The sequence below is a fragment of the Streptomyces sp. NBC_00490 genome, from assembly GCF_036013645.1.
In the GTDB taxonomy this organism is placed as follows: Bacteria; Actinomycetota; Actinomycetes; order Streptomycetales; family Streptomycetaceae; genus Streptomyces; species Streptomyces canus_F.
This window is the reverse complement of sequence record NZ_CP107869.1, coordinates 142231-158630: the sequence shown is the minus strand read 5'-3', so window position 1 is coordinate 158630 and position 16400 is coordinate 142231. Positions and strand designations below refer to the sequence as shown.

Genomic DNA, 16400 nt, shown 5'->3' with positions numbered 1-16400 from the left:
GCGCAGCACGCTGGCTTGCCCGCCTTCAGGTGGGTTCTCCGCTGCGGATAAGCCACGGGCTGGACCCGGCGCGTGCGAAGATCCCATCAGTTGATCACCGGCGCGGAGAGGGCGTGCTGCCCGCTGCGCCCAGGGGAGGGGAGCCCCATATGGTCCTGCTGTCGTCGAGCCCGAAGTGGCCTACCCTGCCCGACTACGTCCACGACTGGGCGCTGGTGGATGTGGAGACCTCAGGGTTGAGGCCCGGACGGGACCGCGTCCTGTCCCTCGCGATCCTGACGCTGGACGCACACGGCAACCAGACCGGGGAGTTCTCCACTCTCCTCAATCCGGGCTGCGATCCCGGCCCGGTCCACATCCACGGCCTCACGCCCGACCGTCTCGCCGACGCTCCCGCCTTCGAGGAGATCGCGCCGCAGGTGGGGGCGCTGCTCAGCAGCCGGGTCCTGGTCGCCCACAACGCGCAGTTCGACTACGACTTCCTCGCCCACGAGTTCGCCCATGTCCGTTCCTGGGTGCCGGTCAGTAGACGCCTGTGCACGCTGGCTCTCAACCGCCTGGTCGGCCCCGCGACCCCTGATCTCAAGCTGGGCACGCTGGCAGCTCACTACGGCGTGCGTCAGGAGAAGGCCCACGACGCGCAGGACGACGTACGGGTGCTCTCCGGCATCCTGCGCGCTTCGCTGGGCGCGGCCGAGCAGCTGGGGCTTTCCCTGCCGCTGTTGGAGTGCCCGCCCCGACAGGACTGCAAGCCGTATGTCCCCAAGACGCCCTGCGCGTACCGCAATCCGGGCCGTCTGGAGTCGGGCGGGCCGCTGGTGCAAGGCATGAAGGTCGCCATCACCGGAGACACCCAGGTCTCCCGCGAGGAACTGGTTGCCCGCTCGGTGGCGGCCGGTCTGAACATGATGACCTCGGTCAGCGGCCAGACCAGCGTCGTCGTCACCAACGAATCCAGCGCCGCATCCGCCAAGTTGCGTCGTGCGGCGGACGAGGGCGTGCCCCTCGTGGACGAGCTCAGCTACCTGCGACTGCTGGAGAGTGTGCGGCCAGGTCAGGCCAAGGGCACCGCCCGGCAGCGTCCCGCGGCGCAGACGCTCGGGAGCTCGACCACTGCATCTGCGGCGCTGGCGCGGGACGTCCCGGCCCAGCGTCCTGCGGCGCTCACCGCCTCCACTCCGAGTGTGCCGGCTCAGCGTCCTGCCGCACCGGCCGCGTCCGCGCCGAACGTCCCGGCTCAGAGCCCTGTCACGCCGACCGCGGCCACCGTCACGGCGGGCCAGACGCTCTCCGGACGCCGTGTCCTGGTCCTGGGCGGCACCCACGGTGAGGCCGTCGAGGCGCGCGCTCGGGCTGTCGCCCTCGGCGCCTCCGCAGCGGTCAACCTCTCGGCCAGCGTCTCCGATGTCGTCGTGCTGCCCGGCGGCGAAGCGGACCGGCGCATGGGCCGCATCACCGCGCTCGCTCTCCGCGTGCACGACGCCGACTGGCTCCGCGCACCCACCCCCGCGCCGACGCAGAGCACGGTCGGGCACCGGCCGGACACTGCTGACGTACTGGTCCGAGGTGCTGTCATCGACCTGCCCGACACTGGCACGGCCTGGACCGTGGCCGCCGCCTGGCGCCAGCAGACCGCCTGCGACGTGGACGTCGTCGCTTTCGCGGTCGACGCGCAGGAACAGGTTCCGGGAGACGAGGACTTCGTCTTCTACGGCGCACCCGAGCACCCGGACGGCACCGTACGGCTGGCCACAGATGGCCCGACGGAGCAGGCCGTCACCGCGGACCTGGAGCGGTTGCCCCTGGAGATCCACCGGGTTGTGATCGCCGCCGCGATCGTCGGCGTTGCGACCTTCGCCGACGTCGGGGCCGTCGAGATCACCGTCACCTGCGGGATCGGCGCGGCCCCGACCGCCCGGGCCACTCTCGACGCCGCCACCACCGAGCGCACCATGATCCTCGCCGAGCTCTACCGCAGGGGCGACGGGTGGCGGCTGCGGGCCGTCGGGCAGGGCTACGACCATGGACTGGCCGACCTCGCTCGCGGCTACGGCGTCGACGTCGCCAAGTGAGCGAAGCGACAGACGATCGCGCTGGTCGAGCCGTCGGCTCGCCACTCGGTGAGGATCGCCTCGATGTCCCGCAGCAGCCCGGCGAGAGGTCGGGCGGCGGGGCGGTTCGCGGGGATCGGCAGCCGAGGCAGCGTGGGGGAGGGACACGACCGCGGACGACCCTCGACTGCTAAGACCCCGGCCCGTGAACACGGCCGGGGTCTTCCGCTGTGCGAAGCCGCCGGCGGCCGGGGAAGCAGCCACATGCACACGGGCGGCCCAGCCGCGTTGTCCACGCTGCCGCGGGCCGGTCCTCAGGAACGCCTGTTGTGCTTCTTTGCTTCGTTGAGGATGTGGCCTCGGTCCAGCAAGCCCACACCGCGGTCCTTGAGGATGCGGTCGACGTGATGCGGCTTGCTGCCGGAGCGGAGAAGCCGCGTGGCCTCGGCAACCTGCTCCTCACGCGAGGCCCCAGAGACTGTCACGAACCGGTCGCGCGCGGGGCGCGGCACACGCGCCCCCATCGCGCCGACTGCCGGGTCCGTTCGCGGCCGGGGTACGACGGCCACTCGCAAGGGCCTGGCCCGAAGGGAGAGCCGGACCCCGAACCGCGCGGCCAGCAGGAGCGCGCCGACCGACCAGCATCCGAGGAGGATGCCGATGAACTTCACGATGTCCAGGGCGAGCGGCCCGGTGTAGGTCTTGTCGTCCCCGATCGATCCCAGCGGAGCCATGAGTAGGGAAACGCCCACGACCACGCCCCAGTTCCGCCGCCAGAACGTGGGCGCCCCCGCCGTTTCGGGGTCGTGGACCGTGGCGGGTGCGGGTGCGGGTGCGGGAGACGGGGTGGCTCGGTGGATACGACGAGCGGTGTCGTTGACCGGCGTCATCGTGCCGTCCAGGCGGTACGTGAAGAGCGCGATGTCCCGCTCCCTGGCGTAGGCCACGGCGGTGGTCGTGTAGTCGCTGCCGTTGAAGAAGATCAGCTGCGCGGTCGACCCGTGGGGGCGCGCGCCGGCGAAGCGTTGCAGCTCCGGACGCCCGACCTGGGCGGCCTGGTACTTGACCTGTCCAAGGGCGCGCCCGGCCCGGACATCGATACCCGAGTCCGGGCCTCCAGGGCTCGCGGTGGCATCGGTGTCGAAGACCGTACGGCCATCGGCCAGCACAGCCGTGCCGTGATGGGCGGACTTGCCCACGTCCAGGGCGCAGAACACATCGATCGACGTGAAGTCGTTGCTGGTCACCGGGCTTTCCCCCCGGAGTCACCACCGGTGGCCCGCCCGGCACCGGAGATCAGTAGCCACATGGCAAGGCCGCCAGCATCAACTACGACGTGCCACTGCCCGGTTCCTACGACTGGGGCCGCGTCATCCCGCTAGATCTGCCCGGGGACTGGTTCACTGACATCGCGCGCCGCTCCCGGTCGGGGCGGACGCTGGTAGACGCTGCCCGGTGGGGCCGTAACGGCAAGGCCGGTGACGCGCGTCGGCCGACCGGGTCCGCTTTGTCGATCCTTGGTGTGCGCCTTGCTTTCCGATGAACCTTCCTGGCTAAGGTCACAAGGTTGGCATGTGCACAGGGTGAAGTACGGGGGTCGGTTCGCGTGTCGGACCTGAAGAAGGAAGCAACGTCACTGCACAAGGCGGCCACGGGGCTGCGGGCGGTGGGGCATCACACGGCGAAGCCGTTGCAGGAGTTCAAGGCCGAGTCTCACGATCTGTCGGCGCTGGGCGCGCTCGGCTCCCTGCTGAGCGCCACGGAGGAGATACGCGAGGGCATGACCACCCTGGCCAAGCTCACCCGGGGCCTGGAGGAGGAGTGGGAGACGGAGGCCACGTTCGTGGGCGACGTCTCCGACGCCTTCACGCTGCTGGACATCCTGCTGGCGGCCGCGGCCCGCGCCGAGAAGGGCTGAGCCGGGCGTGGTCGACCTCAACCCCCTGCACTACGTCAACAAGTTCAACCACATGTTCGGCGACAACCTCGCCAGCGGCCTGGAGTTCCTCGGCATCACCGACCCCGCCGTCGACCCGGACGGCATACGCGAGATCGCCAAGAAGTGGCGGCATCTGGCGACCGGCCTGGACGACGCGGCGGAAGCGGCCCGCAAGGCACTCGCGGACGTGGAGTGGGAGGGCGAGGCCGCCAAGGCGTTCCAGAAACGCTCCAAGGCGGCCCGCAAGCAGGCCACCGACATGGCGGACGCGCTGCGCGACGGCGCCAAGGCGCTGGACGACTTCGCCGACACGGCGCACGAGTTGCTCACCGAGATGGGCGTACTGGTAGCGGAGATAGCCGAGTTCGAGATCGCCGGCCTGGCCCTGTCCGTCCTGACCGGCGGCGCCTCCGCGGTCGCCTCCTCCCTCATGGCCGGCTCACGGGCGGTCAAGGTGGTCGCGCTGGTCGCCCGGATCGAGAAGGAGGGCACCGCACTCGCGTCCGCGATCCGTGGGGTGATGGAGGTCATCCGGGCGGTGGAGCGGGCGTTGAAGGCCCTCAAGGAGATCCGCGGCGTCGCGGCGGCAGCCAAGATGGCCAAGGGCGGCGCGAAGTTCGCCGCCTTCGACGCGCTGCTGAGGGATCCAGCCGCGTTCAAGGACCCGGAGAAGCTGGCCGGTCTCCTCACCGAGGGCGCCCTGCTGGGGATCGGCTTCGGGGTGCTCGGCAAGGCTCTGGGTAAGGGGCTCAAGGCCCTCAAGCCGGCCGACCTGGCCAAGCTGAGCAAGGGCCTCAAGCTGGACTGCGCCGCCTTCGAACGGCTGAAGCTGAACCCGGGCTTCAACAAGCTGCCCGCCTCGATACAGAACATAGCCAAGAAGTTCGTCCGGGACCCGATCGACGTGGCCACTGGCGACATGGCCCTGCCCCGCGTCGACGTCCAGTTGCCGGGCGTACTGCCGCTGATCCTGGAACGCACCCACATATCGTCCTACCGCTGGGGCGGCTGGTTCGGCCCGTCCTGGGCCTCGACGCTGGACCAGCGCGTGCAGGCTGACGACGACGGTTTCGTGTACGCGGCGGCGGACGGCGCCCGACTGTGCTTCCCCCTTCTGGACCCGGAGAGCGACGAACCGGTTCACCCGGAGACGCCCGGCTCCCGCTTGCTGCTGTCCTGGGATGACGAGACAGACGGAGCGGTCCGCATCACCGATTCTGACACCGGCCTGATACAGGTTTTCCACAGCCTGGTCCCGGCTGCCGACGACACCGCGGTCGACCTGCCCCTGCAGCACGTCCAGGACCGCAACGGCAACCGCATCACCATCGTCTACGGCGACGGCGGCGACATCCCCACCTCGGTGGTTCACTCCGGCGGCTACCACATCGCGATCGACCACGAGCCGTCCCGGTCTCGCATCACAGGCCTGCGCCTGCTCGACCCCACTCGCCCGGATGGCGCAGGCACCACCCTCCTCACCCTCGGCTACGACGAGATGGGCCATCTGGCCGAGGAGGTCAACTCCACGGGCCTGCCGATGCGTTACACCTACGACGCCGACGGCCGCATCACCTCCTGGACCGACCGCAACAACACCACCTACTGGTACACCTACGACGAGCAGGGCCGCGTCATCGCCACGGGCGGCACCGGCAACGCCCTCGCCTCCGCCCTCAGCTACGACGAGGCCACGCGCACCACCCGCGTCACCGACTCCCTCGGCCACACCCGCATTTACGAACACAACGAGGCCCTGCGCCTCATCCGCGAGACCGACCCATTCGGGCATGCCACCGAACAGGAGTGGGACGAGAGCCACCAACTCGTCGCCGTGACAGATCCGTTGGGGCGGCGAACGAGGTACACGTACGACGACCAAGGTCGTACGGAATGTGTGGAGCGCCCGGACGGTGCACAGAGCTCGGCCGAATACGGTGAGGCGGGCCTCCCGACGTTGGTGGTGAACCCGGACGGCACGAGGTGGGTTCAGGAGTACGACAAGGCCGGCAGCCTCGTGGCCGTCACTGACCCGGCTGGTCACACGACACGCTACGGCTACGACAGGACCGGCGGTCTCGCGAGCGTCACCGACGCGCTCGGTCACAGCACCCGCATCCGCAACGACAAAGCAGGACTGCCCGTCGAAGTCACGGACGCTCTGGGGGCTGTCACCACGTATGTGCGAGACGCGTTCGGGCGCCCCGTACTTGTGACCGACCCGTTGGGCGCACGGACCCGCATGGAATGGACTGTCGAAGGCCGACCCGCCTGTCGCACCGCTGCCGACGGCTCCGAGGAGACCTGGCTCTACGACGGTGAGGGCAACTGCACCCATCACAAGGACGCCAACGGCGGCGTCTCACGATTCGAGTACACGTACTTCGACATCGTGTCAGCCCGTATCGGTGCCGACGGCGTCCGCTACGAGTTCACCCACGACAGCGAGCTCCGTCTCGTCCAGGTTCTCAATCCACAGGGTCTGACCTGGGACTACGAGTACGATGCGGCGGGTCGCCTGGTAGCGGAGTCCGACTTCGACGGACGCGTGCAGCGATACCACCACGACGCGGCAGGACAGCTCGCCGAGCAGATCACGCCGCTCGTCGAGGTGATCCGTTTCGAACGGAACGCTCTGGGCCAAGTACTGCGCAAGGACGCGGCGGGACGCACAACCGACTTCACCTATGACCCTGCAGGTCGGCTGATCCATGCTGTCGGGCCGGACGCGGTACTGGACGTCCGGCGCGATGCGACCGGCCAGGTGCTGTCGGAAATCGTCAACAGGAGGGAACTCAGCTACACGTACGACGCATTGGGGCGCACAGTCGGACGCACCACCCCGTCGGGCGCCGTCAGCAGATGGACGTACGACGCGGTGGGCAACCGCGCCGAACTCACGACGTCGGGAAGGACTCTGGCGTTCACGCGCAACGCCTCAGGCCGTGAGGTCGAACGTCGGATGGGAACGCATACCCGTCTGCTCCACGACTTCGACGAACTCGGCCGGCTGCGCACGCAGTCGGTGATCGGTGTGGACGGGCACGCGATACAGAAACGGGCCTACGTCTACCGCCGGGACGGCCATGTCACAAGCGTCGAGGACCAGTTGAACGGCTCTCGTCGCTACGTCCTGGATCCGATCGGCCGGGTCACGGCTGTCCAGGCGGAGGAGTGGCGGGAGTCGTACGCCTATGACGCCGCGGGCAACCAGACCCAGGCATCTTGGCCCGAGCAGCACCCCAGCCAGGACACCCGGGGGACGCGCGACTACGCGGGAACCCGGATCACAAGAGCGGGAACCGTGCGCTACGAGCACGACGCGGCGGGTCGCTTGATCCTGAGTCAACAGACCCGTCTCTCACGAAAGCCCGACACCTGGCGGTTCGAGTGGGACGCCGAGAACCACCTGACAGCGGTCAGGACACCGGACGGGAGCGAATGGAGGTACAAGTACGACCCGCTGGGGCGGCGTATCGCGAAAATACGCATGGCTGCTCCCGGTAGTGAGGCGGTGGTCGAGCAGATTGACTTCACCTGGGACGGTGCAACGCTCTGCGAAGAGACCTCATGGAGCGCGGGACTTCCCCACTTTGTCACCCTCACCTGGGACCATGACGACCTGCACCCAGTATCGCAGTCCGAGCGCATCACCGCGGTAGATGCTCCACAGCAGGAAATCGACGGACGATTCTTCTCTATCGTTACAGACCTTGTCGGGGCGCCCGCTGAACTGGTAGATGAGCAGGGACACGTTGCCTGGCGGGCCCGTGCGACACTCTGGGGTGCCACAGCATGGGCGGCGGACAGTCACGCTTACACGCCTCTGCGATTCCCTGGACAGTACTACGACAAGGAAACCGGTCACCACTACAACTACTTTCGGCACTACGTTCCTGATACTGCTAGATACAGCTCTCCTGACCCTCTCGGTCTCGAACCCGCAGATAATTCGTACGCTTACGTCGAGAACCCGCTCTTCTGGATCGATCCACTCGGCCTTTCGGGATGTCCGAGAACGGCGAACGCGGCGCAGCTGCAGGACTTTTACTCTCAGGCACAGAAGTACGGCAAGGGCGGCTACAAGGAACTGGCCACTGGTCGGTTCCGGTTCTACGGAGAGATCACCCCAGCCCGGAATCCGGGCGAGATGATAGGTAGGCGTCTGGTACGGGAGTGGGATCCGGTAACCGGCGCCAAGCGTATTTGGCACGAAACGTTGGACGCGAACGGAAAGGTGAGGATCGTGCGCCCGGACGTCAGTGTGACCGGCGGGAAGAAGATACACTACCAGTTCGACAGGAACGGCAATTTCACGGGGACGTTCTGATGGGAAACGAAGATCTGGAAGCGTCGACTCGCTCCCACCTGTTTTCACTTGCTTCCGGCGCCATCAGTCCCGAGGAGGCTTCGGAATGGGCCTTGCGTGTGATGGACTCTGATGCGCCAGAGCTGCAGGACGAGCGGATCTGGACCGCGCTGGACCGGCTGTCCGGTGCGGACCTCATGGAGGGGCCTGGTCAATATCTGCATGGGAAGGAGGACTTTGAATCCTGGGTTACCGAATTCGGCAGTGATGGGTAGATAATCGCAGATGGCGGAGCGCCTCGGCTAAGAACTCCTAACAGAATGCTGCAACTTGCTTTGGAATGCTGGTGTCTGATGGGTTGTTAGCCTGGATATGAGGAGGGGTAAGCAGCCGCCGTGGATCGTGCCGGATGGGCTGTGGGAGCGGATCGAGCTGTTGCTGCCGGTTGTGCCGCGCCGCACGGGTCACCCCGGTCGCAAGCGTCTGGACGACCGGAAGGTGCTGTCGGGCATCCTGTTCGTGCTGTACACCGGCATTCCGTGGGAGTTCCTGCCCCAGGAGTTGGGCTTCGGCTCCGGTATGACCTGCTGGCGGCGCGGCGCCTGCGTGACTGGAACGACGCGGGCGTCTGGCAGCGGTTGCACGAATCGCTTCTGGCCGAGCTGAACGCCACTGGCGCGCTGAACTGGTCGAGGGCGGTGATCGACGGCTCGCACGTCCGGGCGCTCAAGGCGGCCCAAAACAGGACCGAGCCCGGTCGACCGTGCCCGAACAGGCTCCAAGCACCCATCTGATCACCGAAGGGCACGGCATCCCGCTGGCGGTCTCGCTGACCGGCGGAAACCGTAACGACGTCACCCATCTCATCCCTCTGCCGCAGGCCGTCCCGCCCATACGCGGACGGCGCGGTCGGCTCCGACGACGACCGGTCGCGCTCTACGCCGACCGCGGCTACGACCACGACAAGTACCGCAAGCAGGTGCGGGCTCTCGGGATCAACCCGGTCATCGCGCGGCGCGGCGTCGAACACGGTTCCGGGCTGGGCGTGCACCGCTGGGTGGTCGAGCAGAGCTTTGCCCTGCTGCACTGGTTCCGCCGACTGCGCATGACTTGGGAGATCCGCGACGACATCCACGAAGCCTTCCGCACCCTTGGATGCGCACTCATCTGCTGGCGGCGCCTGGCCGCAGTTCAGCGCCGCCACTCATAGGCGCCCGGTGAAGACTCCAGCACTTCGCTCGGCCACTCCTGCAGCACCTGCCCGAGCAGCTTTCGCTGCTCGTCGATCCAGCCCTCTTCAAGACTCATGGGAAGGAACACGGAGACGCATGAACTGCCCAGATCTTCTACACGGACAGCGACAGTCTCATGCTCCTCGTTGTACGGCTGGATCTTGATCTCGGGACTGTGGTCGTCGTCCCTCCAACAGATGTCCTGACCGGCAGCAAGTAGGTCCAGAGCACGGGACCACTTCTCCAGGTCGGAAGGGAACAGGGGCATGGCCAACCGACCGCTGACGAAGCTGCTGGTCACAATGGCCTCTGCGTCGAGCTGGTCGTGAAGATGCAACACGCCCGGCGACCTACGCCCCAGCACACGCACCCGGAAGCTGTTGTCGCCATCCAAGAGGCTGATCAGTTCCACCCTGCACCCCTCTGCCCTGCCCGCTCACATCTGTCAGAGCTCAGGGTCTCTGAACCAGATCAACGGGCACAAGCAGGTTATCCCCCCGCCTCATTTCGTTAGGAGTTCTAAGCGGCCCGGCACCGCGGCCGACACTCCGGTGACCAAGGAAAGCTGGACGGGATACGGGCCATCCAGCGGCCGGTGGTGGCCCTTGTCCCCCGGTCACCGTCCTACCGGGGAACAAGGGGGTGGGCCCCTGGCGCCGGCCGTGGGGGAACGGGATCGACGCCAGGGGTGCTGGGCCCGCGCGCGGAAGGGGAGTGGCAACGGGGTTGCCGCGCACGGGAGTTCATGCGGCGGTGGGCTGGCCTCTCGCCGCTGGGCTGGGGACGGCTGTCAGCTGCTGGGACCAGTTGGTGGTGGGGGTGCCGAGGGCGGTGTTGGCGAGGTGGATGCGCTGGAACTCGCCGGTTCCGGCGGGGGCATAGGTGTGCTGGACGTCCCGGAAGAGGCGTTGCAGCGCATAGTCGCCGTCAAGTGCGTGGGCCCCGTGCAGTTCCATAGCGTCGCGTCCGCTGGCGGCGGCGAGCTCATGCCCGGTGTGCTTCGCGCCGATCAACACGCTGTCGCACGGCAGGCCTTGGTCCAGGAGGTGTACGGCGTGGTAGGCGGTGCAGGAGGCTTGCTGGAGCCGTGCTTGCATGGCGCCGAGGCGGTCGCGGACGACGGGGAGGTCGGCGAGGTGGGCGCCGTAGCGGGGCCGGGCGCTCAGCCATCTCGCGGTGGTGGCAACGAAGGCTTCGTGCAGGCCGAGGCTGAGAGCGGTGAGGTTGGGGCGCCCGTAGACGATGCTGCTGCTCTGCGCGACGTGCAGGCCCTGGCCCAGTTCGCCGAGCATCGCCGTAGCGGGCACGCGTACCCGGTCCAAGATGAGGCGGCCGGCGCTGAAGCCGTGCAAGCCCAGGCGGGCCCGGTGCGGGGCCAGGCTCACCCCTTTGCGGTCGTGCTCGATGAGAAACGCGGTCAGCGCCCTCGAGGCGGTGGTGTCGGCCGGCGCGGTGCGGGCGACGACGACGTGCAGGCCGGCGAGATGACTGTTGCCGATGTGCAGTTTCTCGCCGCTGATCACCCACTGGCCGTTTCCCGCGGGGACGGCAACCGTCTCGATGCCGCCGATGTGCCCGCCGACGTGCGGCTCGGTGACCGCGATCGACAGAAGCACCGAGCCCTCGGCAGCTCGGGGGAGCCACAGGGCTTTCTGTTCGGGGGTGCCCCAGTGGGATAGGGCGCCGATGGGGATCAGGCCAGCTTGCAGGACGGCGGCCGCGGCCGCGGAGACCACGGCCAAGCGGTGGATCAGAACCGTCCGCGCGACATGCCCGGCACCCATACCGCTGTATTCGGGCGGGATGGTGATGCCGAACCAGCCGAGCTTGGCCATGATCTGGGGCAGCGTGCGCTCCACCTGGTGCGGGGCCGCCTCCATACGCTTCATGCGTGCGGCGGCCTCGTCGGTGGCGAACGCGTCGGCCTGCTCCCACAGCGGCAGGTGGGCATCCGTCAGGAAGGGGGCCAGTGAGGGGGGTGGGGTGGTGGGCATGTGGTCTCCCTGTCCCTGATTGAGGTCGCCGAGTGCGGTGCGCCCCGGCCCCCAGGCGGCCGGTGGGGCGTGAGGATGAGGCTGAGGAGGGGTTGACGCAGGCTCAGTGCGCGGGCGTTCTGGCAGCCAGGGCCTGCACCACCGTGTTGCCGGTGTCCTTGACGATGTCGAGGAGATGCTGGGCCTGGCGGAGGGGGCGGGGCTCGGGGTCGATGACACACACCGTCCCCCAGGCGACTCCAGATTCCGTATCGATGAGGGGCGCCCCGAAGTAGGCGCGGATGCCGAGGGCGTCGGTGACGTGGTTGCCGGCGAAGCGGGGGTTGGCGTACACGTCAGGTAACGGCAGGGCCTTTTGGCGGGCGATGACTTCCGGGCACCAGCCGTGCCGGCGGCTCATACTGCGGCCCACCGGGATCAGCCCGCTGTCCGGGGGCGGCTGGTGCAGACCGATGAACGTCTGCTGGGACCAGAAGATATTGACGAAGCCATAGGCGAGCCCGGTGCGTTCGGCCATCTCCCGCGCGAGACGGTCCATGAGATCGTCAGCCGCCGGGGCGATGCCGAGGCGTGCGATGACCTCCTGCCGCGCCTGCTCCACGGCGAGCAGCTGCGCGGTGGCGGCGCTGATCGAGGCCGGTTGGTGGGGCAGCAGGCCGGGCGGCGCGATGACCGCCTCCCCGGCGGAAGACAGCGGGCGTGCACCGGTGAGGCCGATGGCAGCGGGGGAGGGCATGAGGGGATGCTGGTGGGTCATCACATGTCCAAGGGGGTGGGGGTGGTGAGGCAGGTGAGGGCGTGGTCGACGAGGGTGACCAGGGCGGCCGCGACCTGGGTGGCCTCGCGGGCGTCGCAGCGCACCATCGGGATGTCGGGGGCGATGTCGAGGGCCTGGCGGACATCCTTGTGAGGGAAGCGGACGGCGCCGTCGAACGGATTGATCGCGATGATGAACGGCAGCCGGATCTGTTCGAAGAACGACACCGCCAGAAAGCTGTCCTCGAAGCGGCGGGTGTCGACGAGGACGATGGCGCCGATGGCTGCGCTGCAGACGTCGTACCAGAGGTGGGAGAACCGCTGTTGGCCGGGCGTGCCGAACAACAGCAGCTCAAAAGGATGCGGTTCGGTGAAGCCGACGCGGCCGAAGTCGAACGCCACCGTCGTGGTCGTCTTGGACGCCACGTGGTCGAGGCTGTCGACCGGGAGGCTCGCTTCGGTGAGGCGTTCTTCGGTGGTCAGCGGCGGAATGTCGCTGATGGCGCCGACCGCGGTGGTCTTCCCGGCCCCGAACCCACCCGCGATCACCACCTTGAACACGGTGCGGCCTGCACCGGTCTCGGCGTGTCCGTCCCCGGCGAAATCCTCAGTTCGCGTCTGTGGGCTATTCATCGAGCCACTTCATCGTCAGGGCGGCGCGCAGCCGCAGGAGCAGGTCTTGGTCGGGATCGGACGCGCTGGCGGTGGCGGGGATGAGGACGTGGGCGGCCAGGAGGTCGCTGATGAGGATCTTGGCGGGGGTCAGGCCGCAGCCCAGGGTGCCGGCCAGTTCGGCGACGGAGCGCGGTCGGGCCCGGCACAGGGCCGTGATCCGCCCGCATTCCTCGGGCAGCCTGGGCCCTGGGCGTCCGGTGCCGGGGTGCATCACGGACTCCAGGTGCAGCCGGTATTGCGGCCGGGTACGGCCCCGGGTGAGTGCGTACGGTCTGACGAAGGCCGCCGTGTCCGGATCGGCCGCCACCGAAGGGCGCCGCGGGGGCGGTGTCATCGTGTGGTGTCGGCCGGGAGAGTACGGGCCGGGGTCAGCATGTGGGGCTCGAAGGCGGTGACCAGGCGTCCCATTTCGAAGCCCACGGTGCCGGCGTCGGCCTCTGGCGTGGTCACCACGCACAGCACGGTGTCCACGAACTGCTGCCCGATACCGTTGTGACTGCCGAAGGCGGCGCTGCGGCCAGCGAACTGAATGAAGATCAGCGAGTCCGGACGCTCGATGATGATCTGCCGCGGCAGGTGCTTCTCGTGCCGTGGCCCGGTGATGCTGCCGCCCAGAGACGCCAGCCCGCACACGGCCGCAGCCAGTTCATCGGCCCAGTCTCTGTCGATGTCACTGTCCAGTAAGGCCACGCCGTCACGCGAGGCCAGCACCGCATGAGTGGCACCGGCAACCTCGTTCACGAACTCGCGCAACAGCCAGGCCATCGACTCCCGGTGCTCCCCGGTGCCGTCAGAGGTGGATACGGGATCGCTGTGCGAAAGCATGCGGAGGACTCCAAGAAGAGAAGAGCTGGGTGGGGGAAGGGTTAGTGGGACGCCGGGGGCTGGTGCGGCGGCGCGGGGGTGGTGGGGCTGGCGGCGCGGTAGGCGCTGCGGAACGCACCCGCCAGGCCCGCCGTTGCCGCCCCCGTGGGAATGGGCGCGGAGGCCGCCGGTGGCGGCAGGCCGGCCCCCTTCCTCCGCTGCGGCAGCCCGGTGGGACCTGCGGCCGCAGCCGGAGCTGGAGCCAGGTCGGAACGGCGTGGAGTGGGAACCCGCGCGGGTCCTGACGCTGCCGGTGGCACGGGGGCGGGCGCGTTGGGGGCTGGCAGTTCCTCGGCGTCGTCGTCCTGGATGGGGACGAGGAGGCGGCGGGGGATGACGACCAGGGCGGTGGTGCCCCCGAGGACGTTTTCGGACAGGGTGACGGTCAGGCCGTGCCGTTGTGCGATCTTGGCTGCGGTGAGCAGGCCGAAGTGGCCGCGGCGTACCTGGTCGCTGACGTCGATCGTGTCCGGCGCGGCCAGCAGCTGGTTGAGCTGCGCGCGCACCGGTGGCTGCATACGCAGCGCGCGGTCCTCCACCTCGATGGCCAGCCCCACCGGAACCGGCTGCGCCCGCACGATCACCCGGGTCTCGGGGGCGGAGAAGCGGCATCCGTTCTCGATCAGCTCGGCCAGCAGGTGCGACAGGTCCGGCCCCACCTGCTGCGCCAGCCCGATCGCAGCCCCGGCTTGGCCGGCCACCACGTCGACGCGGGGGTAGGCCACCACCTCGGAGACCGCGCCGCGCAGCACCACCGATACCGACACCGGCCGCCGGGTGGCGCGCAGCGACTGGCCTCCCAGCACGCCCGTGCTTTCCACCTGCCGCCGAATCCGGGTCACCAGGTGGTCCAGCTGGTAGATGCGGTGCAGGAGTTCGGCGTCGTCGGTCGCGCCCTCCAGTTCCGACAGCGCGGCCAGTGCTTTCTCCACCAGCGCATGTTCACGTTGTGCCAGGCGGCGCAGGACCTCCAGCAGCACCGCCGACTGCCGACTGGCATGCACCTCGGCCAGCGAGCACACCACCCGCTCCTGAAGCTCGCCCAGCAGCCGCTTCACCTCCGACGTCGCAGGCTCATCGCCCATCGCCGGCACGAACACGACCGGGGAGGGGATCCCTTCCCCGCGCAGCAGCGCATCGACTGCCGCCTGCGTGGCCTTCTCCACGTCAGCGATGGCGTCCTGCACGCTCGCCAACTGGTTGTCGAAGTGGTGTTGGACGGCCCGTGATGCTGTCCTCGTACGGCCCCAAGCGATCAGGCCGTTCACGCACAGGCCGCAGGCCATCGCGCCGAAGATGGTCCCGGCCGGTATGGGCAAGGTCCACGAGGCCAGTGCGGCGGAGCCGAGTAGGGCGCCGTCCACCAATCGTGGCGGTAAGACCGCGGCGCGGATCTGATCGTGCAGGCCGCGGTGCATCGGGGCGCCCCGTCTCCTCCTGTGCCGGCGGGGGGTTGCGGTGGTGGCGGGGGATACGCCGTCAGACATGACAATCCTCAGCAACGGGTGTGGATGAATGGCGAGAGGGCGGTGCGGAAGGCGTTTCGGCGCGGTCAGGGGGACGGCGGGAGTACGGCCTGCACGGTCTTGCCGATGACCTCGCCGTCGTCGCTGCGCAGCAGATCCCACGTCAAGCGCCCCTTAGCGTGGGCGATCCACCACAGACCCGTCACCGGCGGGTAGCCGTCGGTGCCTTGGCTGACGATCTCGTCAAAGTTCGGGAAGTCCGGGAGGGCGTCGTCGACCTCGATGATCAGCTCGCTGTGTCGGCTCGGGCAGATAAGCCGGATGGGAACCATGCGGTCCGGGAAGAGCTTCGCGTGCCGCACGACGTTGTCCATGAGGTGGCCGCAGACCCGTGTGGCGATGTCGATGTTGCCCGGCCAGCGAGCCACCGTCAGCCGCGGCCGCACCCGCAACCGCACGTTGCATCCGACGAACTCATCCCCCTTCAACCGGTCCTCCCACCGGTACGCGGGCTGACCGCCGATCGCGATGAGTGCAGGGGGCTCGGTGGGTTGGGGCGAAGGGTTCACGGGAGCTCCCGGAGATGACGGCTGCGGTCGTGCTGGTCGACCAAGACGAGCCCGCTCTGCCGCACCTCGGCTAAGTACTCGTTCACGGTGTGCCGCGCCTGTTCTGGCCGTGGCATGGATGAAACCTGCGCTGCTGCGGACCGCGGGGTGAGCGGGAGTCATTGAGCTGCCTCGAGCGCCTGACGCAGCGCCGCGGCCGCTGTAAGCCCGTGCTGGAGAGGAATGAGCCAGTAGGGGCCGGGCGGCGCCTCGGCATGGTCCGGTGGCAGGACCACGTATGAGTTCGAGCCCAATGCTTGCGTGTCCGGAACGTCCCACTGGGCGGCGCTGCCTGCTGGGACGAAGAAGTACAGCAAGGGTTCGGGGTGAGCCGGATCTACGGCCACGGCGCCGGGTTCCTCGAGTAGCTCGATCGCACGTACGCCTCGATGCCGTTGCACCTTCACGGCGTCCCATGCGACACCAGCGGCCACCAGCCGCAGCCCGGCCGCGGTCAACATCAGTTCCGCATCGCTGATCATCTGTCGTCCCGTCTTTCGCTGCGC

The 16400-nt window shown here is 68.5% G+C and carries 14 protein-coding genes and 1 pseudogene; 5 read left to right on the top strand and 10 right to left on the bottom strand.

Annotation, left to right across the window (positions count from 1 at the left end; all coding sequences use genetic code 11):
• Positions 1-149 precede the first annotated feature (149 nt).
• Positions 150-2072, top strand: a complete 1923-nt coding sequence (locus OG381_RS00725; protein WP_327714104.1) for a TerD family protein — start codon at positions 150-152, stop codon at positions 2070-2072.
• A gap of 293 nt (positions 2073-2365) precedes the next feature.
• On the opposite strand, the gene OG381_RS00720 is transcribed toward OG381_RS00725, so the two are convergent.
• Positions 2366-3298 (bottom strand): restriction endonuclease, encoded by a 933-nt coding sequence (locus OG381_RS00720; protein ID WP_327714103.1) that lies wholly within the window; start codon positions 3296-3298, stop codon positions 2366-2368.
• 359 nt (positions 3299-3657) lie between these two features.
• Here OG381_RS00720 and OG381_RS00715 point away from each other — a divergent pair, with 359 nt between their 5' ends.
• The 4 genes and pseudogenes from OG381_RS00715 (at position 3658) to OG381_RS00700 (ending at position 9509) form a co-directional block, all read left to right on the top strand.
• Positions 3658-3969 (top strand): hypothetical protein, encoded by a 312-nt coding sequence (locus OG381_RS00715; RefSeq protein ID WP_327714102.1) that lies wholly within the window; start codon positions 3658-3660, stop codon positions 3967-3969.
• Between the two features lie 7 nt (positions 3970-3976).
• A complete protein-coding gene (locus tag OG381_RS00710) occupies positions 3977-8320 on the top strand; it encodes a DUF6531 domain-containing protein (RefSeq protein WP_327714101.1) in 4344 nt (1447 codons plus the stop codon).
• A complete protein-coding gene (locus tag OG381_RS00705) occupies positions 8320-8574 on the top strand; it encodes a DNA-binding protein (RefSeq protein WP_327714100.1) in 255 nt (84 codons plus the stop codon). Before OG381_RS00710 ends, OG381_RS00705 begins: the two co-directional genes overlap by 1 nt.
• A gap of 97 nt (positions 8575-8671) precedes the next feature.
• Positions 8672-9509: pseudogene (locus OG381_RS00700) on the top strand (IS5 family transposase).
• On the opposite strand, the gene OG381_RS00695 reads toward OG381_RS00700, so the two are convergent.
• From OG381_RS00695 to OG381_RS00655, 9 genes are all read right to left on the bottom strand, one after another.
• The gene (locus OG381_RS00695) at positions 9491-9943 is read right to left on the bottom strand and encodes a DUF5959 family protein (protein WP_327714099.1); all 453 of its coding nucleotides are present in this window, start codon (positions 9941-9943) and stop codon (positions 9491-9493) included. The pseudogene OG381_RS00700 and the gene OG381_RS00695 sit on opposite strands and share 19 nt — an antisense overlap.
• Before the next feature lie 331 nt (positions 9944-10274).
• A complete protein-coding gene (locus OG381_RS00690; RefSeq protein WP_327714098.1) occupies positions 10275-11525 on the bottom strand; it encodes an acyl-CoA dehydrogenase family protein in 1251 nt (416 codons plus the stop codon).
• 103 nt (positions 11526-11628) lie between these two features.
• The gene (locus OG381_RS00685; RefSeq protein ID WP_327714097.1) at positions 11629-12261 is read right to left on the bottom strand and encodes a GAF domain-containing protein; all 633 of its coding nucleotides are present in this window, start codon (positions 12259-12261) and stop codon (positions 11629-11631) included.
• A 20-nt stretch (positions 12262-12281) separates the two neighbouring features.
• Entirely contained in the window at positions 12282-12830 is a 549-nt protein-coding gene (locus OG381_RS00680; RefSeq protein ID WP_327722354.1) for a GTP-binding protein, read from the bottom strand.
• 76 nt (positions 12831-12906) lie between these two features.
• Positions 12907-13290, bottom strand: coding sequence for a DUF742 domain-containing protein (locus tag OG381_RS00675; protein ID WP_327714096.1), 384 nt, complete (start codon positions 13288-13290; stop codon positions 12907-12909).
• Complete coding sequence (locus tag OG381_RS00670; protein WP_327714095.1) at positions 13287-13781, bottom strand: roadblock/LC7 domain-containing protein; 495 nt, start codon at positions 13779-13781, stop codon at positions 13287-13289. The genes OG381_RS00675 and OG381_RS00670 overlap by 4 nt, the downstream gene beginning before the upstream one ends.
• Before the next feature lie 41 nt (positions 13782-13822).
• The gene (locus OG381_RS00665) at positions 13823-15238 is read right to left on the bottom strand and encodes an ATP-binding protein (RefSeq protein WP_327714094.1); all 1416 of its coding nucleotides are present in this window, start codon (positions 15236-15238) and stop codon (positions 13823-13825) included.
• A 134-nt stretch (positions 15239-15372) separates the two neighbouring features.
• On the bottom strand, positions 15373-15855 hold the full coding sequence (locus OG381_RS00660) for a hypothetical protein (protein ID WP_327714093.1): 483 nt from the start codon (positions 15853-15855) through the stop codon (positions 15373-15375).
• Positions 15856-16013: 158 nt separating this feature from the next.
• Positions 16014-16376, bottom strand: coding sequence for a hypothetical protein (locus OG381_RS00655; RefSeq protein WP_327714092.1), 363 nt, complete (start codon positions 16374-16376; stop codon positions 16014-16016).
• Between the last annotated feature and the right edge of the window lie 24 nt (positions 16377-16400).